Raw genomic sequence first — 17,982 nt, 5'->3', positions numbered from 1 at the left:
GGAACATAATGTTTGAGCATGAAACGGTATTAAAGCAAGAAGCAATTGTAGGTCTGCAGGTTAAAGAGAATGGCATTTATGTGGATTGCACACTTGGTGGAGCAGGTCATACTGAGGAAATTGTAAAACAAATCAGTAGTGGACAAGTTTATGCATTTGACCAAGATCTGCAAGCAATAGAATATGCCGAAAGAAAACTACAGAACTACGAGGGAAAGTTTCGTATCATTCAGTCTAACTTTAGACATTTGAAGAAGTCACTATTAGAAGTAGGCATCGATGGTGTAGATGGTATCCTTTTTGACTTGGGAGTCTCATCACCGCAGCTTGATGAAGCTGAACGTGGGTTTAGTTACCACCAGGATGCACCACTGGACATGAGGATGGACCAGACGAATGAATTAACTGCTCATTATGTAGTAAACGAGTGGCCATACGAACAGCTTGTTTCAATACTTTTTAAATATGGTGAAGAAAAGTTCGCTAAATCAATTGCCCGTAAAATTGAAGCCTATCGGGATCAGAAATCAATCGAAACAACAGGTGAATTAGTTGAAATCATAAAAACTGCAATACCGGCACGAGCACGGAGGAAAGGTGGACATCCTGCTAAACGTACATTTCAAGCAATCAGAATTGCAGTAAATGATGAATTGAATGCATTTGAAGAAGCGTTACGGGATGGAATAGAGTTGTTGAATCCCGGGGGGAGAATATGCGTAATTACCTTTCACTCATTGGAGGATCGGTTGTGTAAACGAATATTTAAAAACGAGAGCAGTGAACCAGAACTGCCTCCTGGAATGCCTGCTATTCCTGAGGAATATCAACCAAACCTGAAAATGATCACAAGAAAACCGATCGTACCTGGTTCTGAAGAGCAAGAGCAAAACAGAAGGTCAAGATCATCGAAACTAAGAATTGCAGAGAAAATGTAGAAAGGGGAAAGGGATTTGAGTAATCTTGCGCATAAAGTACAAAGAAAGAACCATTATACTGAACAGGTTCAACCAGAACGGCAGATCGAAAAACGGACGCGTACCACCATTACAAGAGGAGAGAAGTTCATTTGGACGATTTCTGCAGTTCTGTTAGTGGCAGCTTCGATTTTTTTAATCACGAACTATGCGACAATCTATTCCGTTAATAAAGATATTCAGGTAACTGAAACTAAAATTGAACAACATGGTAAACAGGTAAGTGACCTTACACTACAAAAGTCTGAGCTTAGTACACCACAACGAATAAAGGAATACGCAAGAGAAAAGCTCGGTATGGCATTTAACGAAAAGAATGTGAAAGTAATCAACAACTAACGTAGGGTGTGGTTCCGTGAATACAAAAAAGAATCCGAATATTAACAAAGGAGCAGTGATCTTATCTTTGATCTTCATCCTGCTCTTTTTTGTTGTAACTGGAAGGTACTTCTACCTTGGGTGGACAGGTGAAGCTGAAGGGGTCGACCTTCATGATGTAGCGGAGGAAAAATGGACTCGTGAAAAGCCGCTTGATGCAAAGCGAGGAACCTTCTATGATCGTCATGGTGAAGTCATTGCTGAGGATATTCCTGCCTACACGGTAATAGCAATACTGGACAAAAATCACACGGATCGTGTGAAGGATCCTGAAAAGGCGGCTGCAAAGCTCGCCCCTCTTTTAGATATGTCAGAAAGTAGACTCGTAGATTTAATGAGTAAAAAAGAGGCATATCAAGTGGAATTGGGACCTGGTGGAGATAAGATCAGCCATTCAAAAATGAAAAAAATCAAGGCTTTGGACATTTCAGGAATTGACTTTATCCGGAAAACAAAGCGGTACTATCCTAACCAAACGTTCGCTTCTCATATTACCGGATTTACCACTTACAACGAGAATGGCAAAAGAGAAGGTGCAATGGGCCTTGAACGAACCCTTGATGAATATTTACGTGAAGAAGACGGTAAATTAATCTATCAAAGCGATCGAAAGGGCTATAAACTTCCAGACCCGAACGAAGTAATGGTCGAACCAAAAAATGGTCACAATGTCCATTTGACGATTGATGAAAACATACAATTGTATTTAGAACAAGCAATGAGTAAGGTTGATGAAGAATATGATCCGAAACGTATGATTGGAATTGTAGCCGATCCTAAGACAGGCAAAATATTAGCGATGTCGAACCGACCAAGTTTCAATCCGAATGAGCGTGATATTGATAATTACACCAATTACGCAATTGGGGCACGATTCGAGCCTGGTTCAACGATGAAAGTATTTACACTCGCTGCTGCGATTGAGGAGGGAGTATACAACGGAGATGCAACCTATAAATCCGGATCGTATACCACATCTTATGGTGAAAAGATTAATGACCATAACGGTGGAAAAGGCTGGGGTACGATTACGTATGATGAAGGGGTCCGTAAATCTTCCAATGTAGCTTTTATGAGAATTGCTAAGGAACAGCTCGGCTTTGGGAAGTTGTATGAGTATTTAACGAAGAAGTTTGAATTTGATCAAAAAACAGGGATCGATCTACCGGGCGAAGCTGACTCAAGGATCCAGTTCGAATATGAGACTGAAAAGCTGACAACTGCATTTGGACAAGGGACGGCAATCACACCGATTCAACAGATCCAAGCGGCAACGGCGATTGCCAACGGAGGGAAAATGATGAAGCCTTATGTCATCGAAAAGATTGTTAATCCGGAAAATGATAAGGTTATTCAAAACCATGAACCTGATGTGGTCGGTAATCCGATTTCAAAAGAAACATCCCAAAAGGTACGAGATTTATTACGTACTGTCGTAACAGACGGAACGGGTAAGCCTTATAATATTGAAGGATATGAGGTTTCGGGTAAGACAGGGACTGCACAAATTCCCGATCCAAAAGGTGGCTATTTAACTGGTTGGGATAATTACATCTTTTCCTTCTTAGGGATGGCACCAAAGGATGATCCGAAACTATTAGTTTATGTTGCAGTTGATCGACCTGATTTAGATCTTGAAAGTTATGAATCTGGTTCTGAACCAGTTTCACAAGTGTTTAACTTTGTAATGAAAAACAGTTTGCAATATTTAAACATTGTCCCTGAAGAAAGTAATTCAAACGAAAAGGAAAAAAGTGAACAAAGTGGAATTCCACTAGCTGATTATGAAGGGCAGTCTTCAGAAGAAGTACAAAAGGGATTAAAGGAAAAAGGGCTCGATGTTCTTGTTCTTGGAGAAGGCGATAACGTGGTTGCACAAGCGCCGTTTCCGGATACTACCGTGTTAAAGGGTGAAAAGGTTATTGTAAGGACCGATGGAAAGGTAAAAATGCATGACTTAGCAGGGTGGTCACGTTCAGAGGTCATGCAGGTTGCAAGAATATTAAAGCTAAAAACGCCAGAATTTGTTGGTAACGGTTATGCCGTATTGCAAAGTATTGCACCTAACGCCGTTGTTAAAGAAGGATCCTCCCTCGTAGTGGAGCTAAAATCACCGCAAGAAATTGCAGAAGCGCAACAGGATGACAAAGAGAAAGATAAGAAAGAAAAAGGTAAAGAAGAAAAAGAAGAGGAACAGGTGACAGACTAATTGTTCTAGCTGTTTCTGTACAAGCATATACATGAAACGAGCTTATCATGTTTAGGAGGTTGGACATGTGCGCGTTTCAAATGTGACTGTACGGAAACGGCTTATTTTTGTGTTGGTAGCTGGATTATTATTTTTGATTATTATTACCGGCAGGCTTGGGTATGTACAAATCGTCAAAGGGGACTGGCTAACAGGGCTTGCCCTTGATTCGTGGAGTCGAAATGTTCCTTTTGAACCTAAGCGTGGCGAGATTTTCGACCGAAACGGAATTCCTATTGCGAAGAATATTAGTGCCCCTACTGTATATGTTGTTCCTAGACAGGTGAAAAATCCTGCGAAAACTGCTGAAAAGCTAGCAGCAGCACTTAATTTGAATGAAAAAGAAGTGTACAAATCAATTACAAAAAAGAAGTCTATTGTTAATATTTATCCCGGTGGTCGGAAAATTAGTAATGAAAAGGCGAATGAAATCCGGTCGTATGACTTGCCAGGTGTTTTTGTCGCAGAGGATAGCAAACGCCATTATCCGTTTGGGAGTTATTTATCCCATGTCTTAGGATTTGTAGGTATAGACAACCAAGGTCTGACAGGTCTTGAACTCCAATACGATGATAAATTAAATGGTGAACAAGGTCATGTCTCTTTCTTTTCTGATACGAGAGGGAATCGTATGCCTGGGCTTTCTGATGAATATGAACCACCTTTGGATGGGCTTGATTTACAACTGACGATCGATGCAAAGGTGCAGTCGATCATAGAACGTGAACTGGATAACGCTGTCGCCACATATAATCCAGATGGAGCAATTGCGATCGCAATGGATCCTAATACTGGTGAGGTTCTTGGAATGGCTAGTCGTCCAGACTTTAATCCAGAGAACTACCGTGACGTACCACAGGAGGTATATAACCAAAACAAACCGGTGTGGAGCACATACGAGCCTGGATCAACATTTAAAATTATTACGCTTGCTGCAGCACTTGAAGAAAATAAGGTAAATTTACAAAAAGATACGTTTTATGATCCTGGTTATATTGAGGTTGCCGGTAAAAAGCTAAGGTGTTGGAAAAAAGGCGGTCATGGTAGTGAGACGTTTTTGGAGGTTGTTCAAAACTCCTGTAACCCAGGTTTTGTTGTTCTTGGTCAAAGGCTTGGAAAAGAAAGCTTATTTTCTTATATAAAGGATTTCGGGTTTGGGAAGAAGACAGGGATCGACCTTCAGGGGGAAGGAACAGGTATTCTTTTCAACCTCAAAAATGTTGGTCCTTTAGAACTTGCGACTACCGCATTTGGTCAAGGTGTCTCTGTTACACCAATCCAACAAGTAACCGCAGTGGCAGCTGCAGTAAATGGCGGCTACCTTTATACACCATACGTTGCAAAAGAATGGGTAGATCCTAGGACAGGTGAAACAGTGTCAAGAACCAGTCCTGATATGCGGCGTCAGGTCATTTCAGAAGAAACATCAAAGACAGTACGACATGCTCTCGAATCAGTCGTTGCAAAAGGAACTGGGAAAGGTGCTTTCGTGGAAGGGTATAGAGTTGGTGGAAAAACAGGGACAGCCCAGAAAGCTGTTGATGGAAAGTACCTTAAAGACAACTACATTGTTTCGTTTATCGGATTTGCTCCTGCCGATAATCCGCAGATTGTCGTGTACGTTGCAGTTGATAACCCGAAAAACACGTTGCAGTTTGGTGGGGTTGTAGCGGCACCAATAGTAGGAGCGATCATTGAGGATAGTTTAATGGCGATGGATGTACCTAAAAGGAAAGATCAAATTGAAAAAGAAGCGACATGGCTTGATGAACCATTAATAAAAGTACCAGATTTTATAGGGGAAACGAAAAAGGATATCCGTTCAGCCCACTATGACTTAAAAGTAGAAACAAATGGATCGGGAGATGTGGTCATCGAGCAAGCTCCTGATCCTGGGGTTAAACTTAAAGCTGGATCAACAATCCGTTTATATATGGGTGACAAATCGGCCTCGGATGATTAAAATAGTAGCTATGCAGTATTAAATAAAGGTAGGTAAGTAGCAAAATGAAATTAAACAATTTAATTAGTCAGCTTGTCGGATACAAATTATTTAATGATTCTAACCCATCCATTTCAGGTATTGAGATGGATTCTAGAAAGGTCGAGGAAGGGAACCTATTTGTTTGTGTAAAAGGTGAACGGTTTGATGGACACCTTTTTGTTGACGATGTCGTTAAGCGTGGGGCAGTCGCCATTGTTGCAGAAAGAGAAATAAAGACATCTGTTCCTGTTATTCTTGTTAAAGATACAAGAAGAGTTCTTTCTGTATTGTCGGATCGATTTTTTAAGAGTCCAACCCGCCAGTTACAGTTAATTGGGATAACGGGAACGAATGGTAAGACTACAACTTCTCATATTATTGATAGGATGCTTCAAGATCAGCATAGACGTACAGGGATTATCGGGACGATTGAAATGAGGATTAACAATGTACCATACCCTGTTTCCAACACGACACCTGAATCGCCAGTCTTGCAAAAAGCATTTGCCAGAATGGTGGAGGAAAAGGTTGAGACTGCTGTAATGGAAGTATCCTCACATGCTTTGCATATGGGACGAGTGAGAGGCTGTGATTATAACACAGCCGTTTTTACGAACTTAAGTCAAGATCATCTTGACTATCACGAAACTATGGAAGAATACCTGCAAGCAAAAGGTCTTCTTTTTTCCCAACTAGGCAATACATATGATAATGAGAGTGTAAAATTAGCCATCTTAAATCATGATGATCCAGCTTCAGAGAAATTCAAAAAAATGACAGCTGCTCAAGTGTTAACCTATAGCATTGATAAGCCCAGTGATATTCGTGCAAACAATATCAACATAACAGGCCAAGGTACTGAATTTGAATTACAAACGCTTAAAGGCACCTATCAGGTGAAAATGAAGTTAATTGGTAAGTTTAGTGTTTATAATGTGCTAGCTTCGATTGCTGCTGGTATTGCATCAGGGCTTGAGGAACAGAAGATGATTGAAACGATCGAACAATTAGAAGGAGTTCCAGGTCGTTTTGAGGTGGTTCATGAAGGACAACCATACACCGTTATCGTTGATTATGCCCATACACCTGATAGTCTGAAAAATGTGTTGCAGACTGTTCAAGAATTTGCAATCGGTAAAATCTATGTTGTAGTTGGCTGTGGAGGGGATAGAGATCGATCCAAACGTCCTCAAATGGCACAGATTGCGGTTGATTATTCTGATCAAGCGATTTTCACTTCAGATAATCCTCGAACTGAAGATCCACAACAAATCATTTACGATATGGAAAACGGTATTTCAGGAAATTCCTATGAATCGATTATTGACCGAAAAGAAGCAATTGAATATGTGATCCAAAAGGCTGCTGAAGATGACATTATTGTTATCGCAGGAAAAGGACACGAGACGTACCAGATCATAGGGGAGGATACAATCGATTTTGATGACCGGATTGTGGCGAGTAATGCCATTGTAAATAAAGAAGGAAACTGATTTATAATGCGGTCTAAGTATTCATCTAGTGCGTGTGAACATCCTCATCTAATAAAACGATACTAACAAACATGGAGGGGTATAGAAGGTATGGAAAATGCATTATTAATCACCCTTCTGGCGTCATTTTTTGTAGCTGTCATCCTTTCGCCGATCTTTATTCCGTTTTTGAAGCGTTTAAAATTCGGCCAAAGCATACGTGACGAAGGGCCAAAATCACATCAGAAGAAATCAGGAACACCAACCATGGGTGGGATTGTAATTATTGTGGCGCTAATGGTAACAACAATTATCCTATCCATGTATTTTAACTTGTTTAGCATTGAAACTGCTATTTTATTATTTGTAACACTTGGTTATGGAATTATCGGTTTTATTGATGACTTCATAAAAGTAGTTATGAAGCGTAACCTTGGCTTAACGAGTAAACAGAAATTGCTTGGTCAACTTATTATCGCAATTATTTTTTATTTCGGCATGAAGCAAGCAGATATTTCTACGACTCTTTCGTTTCCAGGAACGGATTGGACCATTGAACTTGGCTGGTTCTATTTCATTTTTATCATTGTGATGCTTGTAGGTGCATCGAACGCGGTTAATTTAACGGATGGACTTGATGGTCTGCTTGCAGGAACAGCTACAATAGCCTTTGGTGCATTTGCTGTCTTAGCAACATCTATGTATGATTTGGATATTGCTTTGTTCTGTATCGCTGTAGTCGGTGCTTTGTTAGGATTTCTAGTCTTTAATGCACATCCTGCTAAGGTTTTCATGGGTGATACAGGCTCTCTCGCTTTAGGCGGTGCAATCGGGGCTGTTGCGATTTTAACTAAAATGGAACTTCTCCTAGTCGTTATTGGTGGCGTTTTTGTTATGGAAACATTATCTGTTATGATTCAAGTCGTTTCATTTAAAACGACAGGAAAACGGGTATTTAAAATGAGTCCTTTACATCACCACTACGAACTATCTGGTTGGAGTGAATGGAGAATCGTCGTAACTTTTTGGATCGTTGGGCTATTGCTCGCTGGGTTAGGAATCTATATCGAGGTGTTGAACTAAATTGAATCGTAGAAATGAACTTTCCGGAAAACAAGTACTCGTCATAGGCCTTGCAAAAAGTGGTTTTGCTGCGGCTAAACTTTTACTAAAATATGGTGCCTCTATTGTAGTGAATGATATGAAAGATTTTGAGAATAATCCAGAAGCGAATGAACTACAACAGATGGGCATTGAGGTTATATGCGGCAGCCATCCGCTTTCTTTATTAGACAGGCAAATTGATTTTATTGTTAAAAATCCCGGCATACCCTATACAAATCCATTGATTAAGGTTGCCGAAGAAAAGGATATTCCAATTTATACAGAAGTCGAGTTGGCAAGCTTTCTTACGGATGCAGAATTGATTGGAATTACAGGCTCTAACGGTAAAACGACAACAACAACCCTTATCGGTATGATGCTCGAGGGAACGGATAAAAATCCCGTTGTAGCAGGGAATATCGGTAACGTACTCTCCGAGGTTGCCGATCAAACGACGAAAAAGGATATTATCGTTGCAGAATTATCAAGTTTCCAATTGATGGGGATTGACTCATTTAAGCCTCATGTTTCAGTATTCTTAAACTTGTTTGATGCCCATCTTGATTACCATGGGACTCGCGAGGCTTATGGACAAGCTAAATCAAAATTATTTATGAACCAAACCGCTGATGATTATTGTGTATATAACGAAGATGATGAAGATGTTCGCTTGTTAATTGAAAATGTAAAAAGCAAGAAAATTCCGTTTAGCACAAAGAGGACTTTGTTGAATGGAGCCTATATTGAAAATGACTATGTCATGTTTCAAGGTGAAGCAATCCTTTTGGTCGATGAGATTTTGTTACCTGGTAAACATAGCCTTGAAAATATATTAGCATCAGTCGCTGCTGCGAAATTATTAGGGGCAACAAACGCTCAGATCAAGAACGTGTTAAAAACATTCTCGGGTGTGAAACATCGATTGCAATATACTGAAACGGTTAACGGTGTGAAATTCTACAACGATTCGAAAGCAACAAACATACTTGCCACACAAAAAGCAATTTCTTCGTTTCAAAGCCCGATTATTCTACTAGCTGGTGGCCTTGATCGAGGAAATGAGTTCGATGAGCTAATTCCCAATCTTGGACATGTAAAAGCACTGATTACTTTTGGTGAAACTGCACCGAAATTAATTCGAATTGCAAAAGAAGCAGGGTTAAAGATCATTCAACATGTTGATAATGTTGAAAAAGCCGTTCCTGTTGCTTTTCAGCATGCTCAAATAGGTGATACTGTGTTACTCTCCCCAGCCTGTGCAAGTTGGGACCAATATCCTTCTTTTGAAGAAAGAGGGGACATGTTTATCGAAGCTGTGCATAAACTTAGGTAATAAAGGTTGTTCAACAGGAACTAAGACCTTGTGTACCTGCATCTACAACTGTACTCTATGATGTTAGCTTCTTCAGTACAATTCGTACAATATGCAGGAACCACTCGTTGTTAAACCTGAAAGATTAGAGGTGTCTCTATTGCCTAAAGCTAAAAAACCGCCAGATTTTGTGTTGGTTATCGTAACGTTAACATTGCTTGCCATTGGTATCATAACGGTTTATAGTGCGAGTGCCCAATCGGCGGAGATCCATTTCGGTGATGCATTTTTTTTCGCGAAGAGGCAGCTTCTGTTCGCCACACTAGGGATTATTGCTATGTTTCTAATTATGCAGGTTGATTATTGGACATGGGGTACCTGGTCCAAGATCCTGCTAATCTTATGTTTTATTCTTTTAATTGCTGTCATAATACCAGGTATCGGAATGGTCCGAGGCGGGGCTAGGAGTTGGATTGGTGTAGGTTCGTTTTCCATACAACCTTCTGAATTCACCAAACTCGCAATGATTGCGTTCTTAGCAAGGTATTTATCGCTGCATCAGAAAAGAATCACCTCCTTTAAAAAGGGTCTTGTCCCATCACTAGGGGTCGTATTATTAGCATTCGGGATGATCATGCTACAGCCAGACCTTGGCACTGGAGCCGTTCTTGTTGGTACCTGTGTCGTAATGATTTATGTTGCTGGGGCGCGTGTCAGCCATTTTGTAGGACTAGGAGTTCTCGGTTTGATAGGGTTTGTTATATTAATCATCTCAGCACCCTATCGCATGAAGAGGATTACTTCATTTCTTGATCCTTGGAGTGATCCACTTGGAAGTGGTTTTCAAATAATCCAATCTCTCTATGCGATTGGCCCTGGTGGTCTATTAGGTCTAGGTCTAGGAAACAGTAGACAAAAGTACGGGTATTTACCAGAGCCTCAAACGGACTTTATTTTCGCCATTCTTGCTGAGGAACTAGGTTTCATCGGAGGATCACTCGTGTTACTCTTGTTCGGTCTATTGTTGTGGAGGGGCATTAGGATTGCTTTAGGCGCACCTGATTTATTCGGTAGCTTACTAGCTGTTGGGATTATCGGTATGGTCGCAATCCAAGTCATGATTAACATAGGCGTCGTGACAGGTCTTATGCCGGTAACAGGAATAACACTCCCGTTTTTGAGCTATGGAGGCTCTTCTCTTACATTAATGCTAATGGCACTCGGTGTGATTCTGAATGTAAGCAGGTATGCCCGTTACTGACTGTAGACAATTTTATTTGCTTCTATTACACTTAAAGAGGCTGTTCAAAAAGTCCGGTAAAAATAGCTGTCGAATTTCTTCGTTGTTCGATCTCACCTGACTTGCACACGGACGTGCTGACTTCGACGTTTTCACAGGACGTGAAGTAGTTAGTCGAAGTTCCATATGTACCTGCGTCTACAAGCGTATTCTTGGATGTAAGCTTCCTCGGTACAACTCGTAGTGTTTATGCAAGTACCGCTCGTCGTTCTGGTCCTCGAGATTTTCACGCCTCGGGCTCACACGATGTGAGTCAGTTCAACGTTGTCACAGGACGTGACGAATTTAGTTGAACTTCATAAAATTCGGCTCTTTTTATCCTCCTCTTTGAACACGTACTTAAATTACCAACTTGGCAATTTGCCAAGTTTTCTTTTTGCATATCAATAAAGTAGGATCGCATATTATAATGATGAGTTGATAAGGTGGTGGATTGATCGTGAAAGAATTAATTGAAAAATTGAAAGAAGTTAACGTAGGGAATGTCTTAGAAAACGAGCCATTATCCAAACATACGACTTTAAAAATTGGTGGACCAGCCGATATACTTATAGAGCCTTCGTCTATAGAAGGACTACAGAAAGCGATTCAAATAGTTAAAGAAAGTGATGTACCGTGGAGAGCGATTGGTAGAGGGTCGAACCTACTCGTTTCGGATGGTGGTATTGAAGGTATTGTAATCAAGCTTGGAAAAGGTCTTGATCACCTTGAAGAATCTAGTGATGAAATTAAAGTGGGTGGCGGCTATTCACTTGTTAAATTATCTACAATCATGAGCAGAAAAGGAATGTCGGGCCTTGAGTTTGCAAGTGGTATACCAGGTTCTGTAGGTGGTGCTGTCTATATGAATGCAGGGGCACATGGATCAGATATCGCTGCAATTCTTAAGAAAGCACATATTTTATTTGAAGATGGATCGATGAAATGGTTGTCAGTAGAACAAATGGATTTCTCTTACCGCACATCAATTCTTCAGCAAAATCCAGGTATTTGTTTAGAGGCTGTCTTACAGCTTAAAGAGGGCGATCGTGAAAAGATCGTAGAAAAGATGCAAAGAAATAAAGATTATCGCAAAGAAACCCAACCATGGAACCACCCATGCTGTGGCAGTGTTTTCCGTAACCCGCTACCGAATTATGCAGGACAATTAATCGAGGATGCGGGCCTAAAAGGCCGAATGATAGGTGGTGCTCAGATCTCAGAGATGCATGCGAATTTCATTGTAAACACAGGAAATGCGACAGCCAAAAATGTCCTAGACCTGATCGATCTTGTAAAATCAACGATTCACAAGAAGGACAATGTTGTCATCGAGACTGAGGTTGAGATGATTGGTCGTCCTTGAGAGGAATGTTCGTCAAAAGTCAGCGAGCTAATAGGAATGTTGGTCGTACTTCGTCGTTCACTAGTAAATTTCATAAATTGATGTGACACTTTAATGACGAAAGAAAAAAATCCAAATAAGATACAATTGATGGATTAATGTGGCAATTTATTATGCTATAATACAATTAAATAGATGTGTAGAATTAAGTAAAACGGCATATCTAATTTATGCCGTTTTATCGATTTCACTTTTACACGTTAAGAAAGTAGCAAAAATTTACGATCGATTAGCCCTCATCAAATGGAGGCATCCTTATGGACAACGAAAAGGTAACGACTCTTGAAGACAGAATCCCGAAACTAAAACAACAACGAAAACAGAAAGCGAATAGAAGAATGATTTATTATATTTCATTTTTCTTCATTCTTATTTTGGTGATCGTCTATTTCCAATCACCATTAAGTCATGTTCGAAACATAGTAATAAAAGGGAATGAACTTGTAACGGAAGATCAAATTATTAAAAAGAGTAATATAAATTCAGATACAAACATCTGGTCCGTTGAGCCTCAGGCGGTGGCCGCCAATATCGAGAAGCTCGTACAGGTGAATCAGGCTGAGGTGGAGAGACATTTCCCCAGTACGATCCGAATTAATGTGACGGAATATACCAAGGTCGCATTCGTCGTCAGAGAGGGGAAATATTATCCATTGCTTCAAAATGGAGAAACGATGCCAGCAGCGTCTAACGCTACTGTACCGACTACTGCACCGATTCTTATCAATTGGAAAAATGAAGAAGCCATGCAAATGATGGCAACTGAGCTTAAAGGTTTGCCAGAAGGTATTAGAGTTCGGATATCAGAGATTCATTTTTCACCAACTGAGAATGATTCTAAGCGAATTAAATTATATATGAATGACGGATATGAAGTAGAAACTAGAATTCCAGGCTTCACAGAATACATGGAGCATTACCCAGCTATTGTACAAGCACTCGATACGGATAAGAAAGGTATTATTCACTTAACAGAATCCTCCTGGTTTGAGCCTTATGTGAAAGAAAAAGGAGAAGTACAACATGAAGATTAGAGGCAAGCATGTCATCTACTCACTCATTCTACTCGTAACAGGATTTATGCTCTCCTTTTCTTATCAGTATACAAATCAAGAAGACCGAGTCCAATCGAATGATGAATGGAAAAGAGAAGATCAATTACGTTCACAAATCCTGTCTATACAAAAAGAAAACAAGAAATTATTAAATGAATTACAAGAAAAACACCAACTGGTTAACAAAGAAGAGGAAAAGATTGCTGAGCAAGAAAAGTTGACATTCAATTTGGTCGAAGAGGTTAAGAAATTAAGAAAAGTGGTCGGACAAGTACCAGTTGAAGGAAAAGGAATTGTTGTATCCCTTGAAGACAGTTCCTATATACCCGAGTCAAAAGATACAAATGATTATATCGTCCACGAAGAGCATGTTCGAATGGTTATTCATGAACTTTACGTAACCGGTGCAGAAGCTGTTGCAATAAATGGTCAGCGTATTTCACATATTTCAAACATCAATTGCGTTGGACCTGTTATAAATGTCGATGGTGTTAAACACCCCGCACCGTTTGTGATTTCTGCAATAGGTGATCCTGATGTTTTCTGGAATTCACTTAATTTATCCGGAAATATAACCGACCAACTTGTAAACGATGGGGTAGAGGTTCGAATGGACAAGAAGGCAACAATTCAAATGCCACCGTTTATTGAGCGGGAAGGATGAAGTTAGTACCGATGCGGAAACGTTTAATTTTTTTGATCACAACTGTTATCATTGGCTTTATGGTGGCTATCCAATTTCACTCAACCCAAGAACCGAAGGCTAGAGATACACGAGATATTTGGGAACTAAGGCAGGATGTAGAAAAGGTTAAGAAAGTCCAGCAAGAGTTGAATAGTGAAATATATAAATATGAACAATTGATAGAAGAATATTCAGGTACAGGTGAAGAGGGACAAATCGATACTTTGAAGGAAACATTAAAAGAATTGAAAAAAGAAGCAGGTATTACTGAGATAAGCGGACAAGGAATTGTTTTGACTATCGAACCTTTATTAAATGACGAAGATTTAGTAGGGCATTCTGCTTTTAGAATTCAACCCGAACTTATCCGTCGATTAATAAATGAATTAAATACTTATGGGGCACAGGAAATTTCAATTGATGGTGAAAGAATTGTCAACACCTCACCAATCCGAGAAGTGAACGATAAAACATATATTAATGATGAACCACTTTCGGGAATCCCGATTGAAATTAAAGTGATAACCTTGGATGCAAAGAAGTTACATGCTGAAATGATGACGTCTCAGTCAGGTGAAGAGTTTGCTCGGGAAGGTTTGCGGCTCAGTTCTAGGATTGAAAGCATTGTGACGTTGCCTCCATATGAGCATCAAATACGAGTGAAATATATGGAACAGAAGGAGGAAACATAACATGTGGCTTCCTGTGTTGGGTTTAATGATCGGCCTCCTTCTCGGTCTTATGTCAGACCTGCGGGTACCTGAAGAGTATTCAAATTATTTATCTATCGCAGTCTTGGCAGCACTCGATACGCTATTTGGCGGAATACGTGCTCAGTTACAAAAGACATTTGATGATAAGGTTTTTATCTCCGGTTTTTTCTTTAATATCTTACTAGCTGCAGGTTTGGCTTTTCTAGGTGTACATCTTGGTGTAGACTTATACTTAGCAGCAATCTTCGCGTTTGGAGTACGTTTGTTCAATAATATTGCGGTCATTCGTAGGGTATTACTGACAAAACGAACAAACACACAACAAACAGAGAAGAATTAGCACAAAAAACTTTGAAAAAATAAAGGGAATGCCTTGTAAGTGTTGAATACTTTCCTTAAGTTGTTTCCTTAAAAAAGTGAACAATTCCAAGAGATTGTTAAAGAAGTATGTGTATTAAGAAAAGCGGAAGCGCCCTGCTTAGCCACGAAGGTCACTGGAAGACCGACGAGGAGGCTTTTGCCGCCGCAGGAGGCCTGAAGTGATCCAAGTGGTTGGGCGCTGAAGCTGGACATTACATCCATGCCGCAAACTTTTATACTTTCTTAACGTATAAAAAAGAAAACAATAATGAAATCGACCAATAGTTGATATTTTGAAGGAGGTGCCAAAGAATGAACAGCAGCGAGATATTTATTAGCTTAGACATCGGTACATCCAATATTAAAGTAATCATAGGTGAAATGTCAGATGATAACTTTAATGTTATTGGAGTTGGGAATGCTAAATCTGAAGGGATAAAAAAAGGGTCTATCGTAGACATTGATGAAACTGTTCGTTCTATTAAAAAGGCTGTGGAACAGGCTGAAAGAATGGTAGGACTACAAATAAATTCTGTAATTGTAGGAATTACAGGAAACCATATACAGCTTCAGCCATGTCATGGAGTTGTTGCTGTTTCAAGTGACGACAGGGAAATTCGTGATGAGGACATAACACGTGTCATCGATGCAGCTCAAGTAATGTCAATTCCTCCTGAAAGAGAGATTATAGATGTAATACCTAGAGAGTTCATAGTTGATGGTCTTGGTGAAATCAATGATCCACGGGGTATGATCGGTGTTCGTCTTGAAATGGAAGGGATTTTGATTACTGGGGCGAAAACGATATTACATAATGTACTCAGATGTGTTGAACGTGCGGGTCTGGAAGTTGCTGATATTTGTTTACAGCCACTAGCTGCAGGAACTGTCGCATTAAATAGGGATGAACGGAACTTAGGAGTTGCTCTTGTCGATATGGGCGCTGGTTCAACGACCTTGACCATATTTGATCAAGGCTCCATCCATTTTACAAAGGCTTTGCCTATCGGTGGAGATTTTGTAACAAAAGATATTTCAATTGGGCTTCGTACTACGACAGATGATGCCGAACATGTTAAAGTAAAGAATGGACATGCTTTTATTGATATGGCCTCAGAAGAAGAAAGTTTTAACGTAGCGCGGATCGGTTCTTCTGATGAACAAGAATTTAACCAGTATGAATTGTCCCACATTATAGAGCCGCGAATGGCAGAAATTTTCGACCTTATACTAGAAGAATTAAGGCGAAATGGATACCACGAGTTGCCTGGAGGATTTGTTTTGACAGGTGGCGTTGCCTCTATGCCTGGGGTGCTGGAATTGGCTAGAGAAATACTTGATCACAATGTTCGAGTAGCATTGCCGGATTACATCGGCGTGCGTGAGTCGCAATACACAACAGGCGTAGGTCTAATCCAATTCACCTTTAAAAATGTGAAGGTACAAGGAAAGGAAGTAGCCGCTTCAATCTCCGAGGATCATCCTTCGGAAGAGCAAGAACCAGTTAAAAAACGACGTAACACAGAACAAAGGGTAGAAAAGGATAAAAACAAGCCAGGTGTAAAAAACCGTATGAAGGATTGGTTTGGGACCTTCTTTGAATAACCCTCAAAAATAGAAATCGTAGATTAGGAGGATCACATATGCTAGAGTTTGATATGAATATGGATGGACTGGCAAAAATTAAAGTGATCGGTGTAGGCGGCGGAGGAAGTAATGCAGTCAACCGAATGATTGAAAATAACGTACAGGGTGTCGAATTTATTGCTGTAAATACCGATGCACAAGCACTTAACCTATCAAGAGCAGAAGTGAAGATGCAAATCGGTTCTAAATTAACACGAGGTCTCGGTGCAGGTGCAAACCCTGATATCGGGAAAAAAGCAGCAGAAGAAAGTAAAGAGCAAATCGAAGAAGCCCTTCATGGAGCAGATATGGTCTTTGTTACGGCTGGTATGGGTGGTGGAACTGGAACTGGGGCCGCTCCCGTCATTGCGGAAATTGCAAAAGAAATTGGAGCATTAACCGTTGGGGTCGTTACTCGACCATTTACGTTTGAAGGTCGAAAACGTTCTACCCATGCAGTTGGGGGAATTGAAACTCTTAAAGAAAAAGTAGATACATTAATTGTCATTCCAAACGATCGACTATTGGAAATTGTTGATAAAAACACACCTATGTTGGAAGCTTTTAGAGAAGCCGATAACGTATTACGTCAAGGTGTGCAAGGTATTTCAGATTTAATAGCAACACCTGGTTTAATCAACCTTGACTTTGCTGATGTAAAAACAATTATGACATCTAAAGGTTCAGCACTAATGGGAATTGGTGTTGCAACAGGTGAAAATCGAGCGACAGAAGCTGCAAAAAAGGCTGTGTCCAGTCCGCTTCTTGAAACATCAATTGATGGTGCAAAAGGTGTTCTAATGAATATTACTGGAGGTTCGAACTTAAGCCTTTATGAAGTAAACGAAGCGGCAGATATTGTTTCTTCAGCTTCAGATGAAGATGTAAATATGATTTTCGGATCTGTTATTAATGAAGAGTTGAAAGATGAAATTCTTGTTACTGTGATTGCCACAGGTTTTGATAGTGTTCAAGGACATCCAAAACCACAGCAGCAACGTCCAAAGCCTACCGTTAGTAATCAACAGAGTCAACCTGCACAACCAAAATATAATCGCGAAGAACCAAGACAGCAAGAGACGAATCGTTCTGCAAACTCTTCTCAACAATCAGATCAAAACGATACTCTCGATATACCTGCGTTTCTACGAAATAGAAATCGCCGTAGATAAGATCTTAATTAAACCTTAAAGGAATCGACTCATAATGAGTCGATTCTTTTTTTATACGTTAAGAAAGCATTCCTGTAATAAAGCAAAATGAGGTTTGTACAAAAAAAGTCCCCTTGGTATGATACGAGGTGTCCGGAAAGCTAATCAGCGATAAAACGGACCCTTAACTAAAACCAAGGAGGACATACATGAATTATAAACAAAATCAAAAA

General features: G+C 40.0%; 15 protein-coding genes. All 15 read left to right on the top strand.

The window, feature by feature from the left end; all coding sequences use genetic code 11:
• Positions 1-8: 8 nt before the first annotated feature.
• Complete coding sequence (gene rsmH / locus NON16_RS16680) at positions 9-938, top strand: 16S rRNA (cytosine(1402)-N(4))-methyltransferase RsmH (protein WP_257350561.1); 930 nt, start codon at positions 9-11, stop codon at positions 936-938.
• A 15-nt stretch (positions 939-953) separates the two neighbouring features.
• Positions 954-1,316 carry a cell division protein FtsL gene (gene ftsL / locus NON16_RS16675; protein WP_257350560.1) on the top strand — a complete coding sequence of 121 codons (363 nt, stop codon included), beginning with the start codon at positions 954-956 and terminating at the stop codon, positions 1,314-1,316.
• 16 nt (positions 1,317-1,332) lie between these two features.
• The gene (locus tag NON16_RS16670; protein ID WP_257350559.1) at positions 1,333-3,564 is read left to right on the top strand and encodes a penicillin-binding protein; all 2,232 of its coding nucleotides are present in this window, start codon (positions 1,333-1,335) and stop codon (positions 3,562-3,564) included.
• Positions 3,565-3,631: 67 nt separating this feature from the next.
• The gene (locus tag NON16_RS16665; protein WP_257350558.1) at positions 3,632-5,566 is read left to right on the top strand and encodes a stage V sporulation protein D; all 1,935 of its coding nucleotides are present in this window, start codon (positions 3,632-3,634) and stop codon (positions 5,564-5,566) included.
• 44 nt (positions 5,567-5,610) lie between these two features.
• Positions 5,611-7,080: a UDP-N-acetylmuramoyl-L-alanyl-D-glutamate--2,6-diaminopimelate ligase gene (locus NON16_RS16660; protein ID WP_257350556.1), complete on the top strand. Its 1,470-nt coding sequence runs from the start codon at positions 5,611-5,613 to the stop codon at positions 7,078-7,080.
• A gap of 90 nt (positions 7,081-7,170) precedes the next feature.
• Positions 7,171-8,142 (top strand): phospho-N-acetylmuramoyl-pentapeptide-transferase, encoded by a 972-nt coding sequence (mraY, locus tag NON16_RS16655; RefSeq protein WP_257350555.1) that lies wholly within the window; start codon positions 7,171-7,173, stop codon positions 8,140-8,142.
• 1 nt (position 8,143) lies between these two features.
• Positions 8,144-9,496 (top strand): UDP-N-acetylmuramoyl-L-alanine--D-glutamate ligase, encoded by a 1,353-nt coding sequence (gene murD, locus NON16_RS16650; protein ID WP_257350554.1) that lies wholly within the window; start codon positions 8,144-8,146, stop codon positions 9,494-9,496.
• A gap of 139 nt (positions 9,497-9,635) precedes the next feature.
• Positions 9,636-10,736 carry a stage V sporulation protein E gene (gene spoVE / locus NON16_RS16645; protein ID WP_257350553.1) on the top strand — a complete coding sequence of 367 codons (1,101 nt, stop codon included), beginning with the start codon at positions 9,636-9,638 and terminating at the stop codon, positions 10,734-10,736.
• A 478-nt stretch (positions 10,737-11,214) separates the two neighbouring features.
• Positions 11,215-12,120 (top strand): UDP-N-acetylmuramate dehydrogenase, encoded by a 906-nt coding sequence (gene murB, locus NON16_RS16640; RefSeq protein ID WP_257350552.1) that lies wholly within the window; start codon positions 11,215-11,217, stop codon positions 12,118-12,120.
• Positions 12,121-12,416: 296 nt separating this feature from the next.
• Complete coding sequence (locus NON16_RS16635; RefSeq protein WP_257350551.1) at positions 12,417-13,193, top strand: cell division protein FtsQ/DivIB; 777 nt, start codon at positions 12,417-12,419, stop codon at positions 13,191-13,193.
• On the top strand, positions 13,183-13,878 hold the full coding sequence (locus NON16_RS16630) for a DUF881 domain-containing protein (RefSeq protein WP_257350550.1): 696 nt from the start codon (positions 13,183-13,185) through the stop codon (positions 13,876-13,878). The genes NON16_RS16635 and NON16_RS16630 overlap by 11 nt, the downstream gene beginning before the upstream one ends.
• An 11-nt stretch (positions 13,879-13,889) precedes the next feature.
• Complete coding sequence (locus NON16_RS16625; RefSeq protein ID WP_257350549.1) at positions 13,890-14,591, top strand: DUF881 domain-containing protein; 702 nt, start codon at positions 13,890-13,892, stop codon at positions 14,589-14,591.
• Between the two features lies 1 nt (position 14,592).
• Entirely contained in the window at positions 14,593-14,952 is a 360-nt protein-coding gene (locus tag NON16_RS16620) for a small basic family protein (protein WP_257350548.1), read from the top strand.
• 332 nt (positions 14,953-15,284) lie between these two features.
• Entirely contained in the window at positions 15,285-16,577 is a 1,293-nt protein-coding gene (gene ftsA / locus NON16_RS16615; protein WP_257350547.1) for a cell division protein FtsA, read from the top strand.
• A 38-nt stretch (positions 16,578-16,615) separates the two neighbouring features.
• Positions 16,616-17,770, top strand: coding sequence for a cell division protein FtsZ (ftsZ, locus tag NON16_RS16610; RefSeq protein ID WP_257350546.1), 1,155 nt, complete (start codon positions 16,616-16,618; stop codon positions 17,768-17,770).
• The last annotated feature ends 212 nt before the right edge of the window (positions 17,771-17,982 follow it).

The sequence above is a fragment of the Pseudalkalibacillus decolorationis genome (assembly GCF_024609785.1).
GTDB lineage: Bacteria > Bacillota > Bacilli > Bacillales > Fictibacillaceae > Pseudalkalibacillus > Pseudalkalibacillus decolorationis.
Note: the sequence above shows the minus strand (reverse complement) of the source record. Positions and strands in the feature narration are given on the sequence as shown.

Coding starts and splice junctions, on each gene's coding strand:
- rsmH (WP_257350561.1), top strand. CDS start 9: ATGTTTGAGCATGAAACGGTATTAAAGCAAGAAGCAATTGTAGGTCTG.
- NON16_RS16660 (WP_257350556.1), top strand. CDS start 5,611: ATGAAATTAAACAATTTAATTAGTCAGCTTGTCGGATACAAATTATTT.
- mraY (WP_257350555.1), top strand. CDS start 7,171: ATGGAAAATGCATTATTAATCACCCTTCTGGCGTCATTTTTTGTAGCT.
- NON16_RS16635 (WP_257350551.1), top strand. CDS start 12,417: ATGGACAACGAAAAGGTAACGACTCTTGAAGACAGAATCCCGAAACTA.
- NON16_RS16630 (WP_257350550.1), top strand. CDS start 13,183: ATGAAGATTAGAGGCAAGCATGTCATCTACTCACTCATTCTACTCGTA.
- NON16_RS16625 (WP_257350549.1), top strand. CDS start 13,890: ATGCGGAAACGTTTAATTTTTTTGATCACAACTGTTATCATTGGCTTT.
- NON16_RS16620 (WP_257350548.1), top strand. CDS start 14,593: ATGTGGCTTCCTGTGTTGGGTTTAATGATCGGCCTCCTTCTCGGTCTT.
- ftsA (WP_257350547.1), top strand. CDS start 15,285: ATGAACAGCAGCGAGATATTTATTAGCTTAGACATCGGTACATCCAAT.
- ftsZ (WP_257350546.1), top strand. CDS start 16,616: ATGCTAGAGTTTGATATGAATATGGATGGACTGGCAAAAATTAAAGTG.